The sequence below is a fragment of the Sulfobacillus harzensis genome, from assembly GCF_012933365.1.
In the GTDB taxonomy this organism is placed as follows: Bacteria; Bacillota; Sulfobacillia; order Sulfobacillales; family Sulfobacillaceae; genus Sulfobacillus_B; species Sulfobacillus_B harzensis.
In genome coordinates, this window is record NZ_JABBVZ010000384.1 from 1 (window position 1) to 237 (window position 237).

The window sequence follows — 237 nt, forward strand, 5'->3', positions numbered from 1 at the left end:
GTGGTAATGGTTCTCTAGTACCGCCTAAAGTAACTTTGCCTAAATCTAGAGCAAGCGGTAAGGCAACAATATTAGTCTATTATCTCGACGACAGTAGCGATTGCAAGCAGTATGCTACTGTTGTTTCTCGGTTGCAAGCATATTATGGACGAGCCGCTAATATTATCCCTGTTAATGTAGATACACTGGCTGAAAATCGACAATACACTCAAGATGATGCAGGTTATTACTATAAAG

1 protein-coding gene is annotated in these 237 nt (G+C 40.1%); it reads left to right on the forward strand.

Annotation, left to right across the window (positions count from 1 at the left end; genetic code table 11):
* A partial coding sequence (locus HIJ39_RS23960) for a hypothetical protein (RefSeq protein ID WP_207711912.1) occupies positions 1-237 on the forward strand: 237 nt, incomplete at both ends.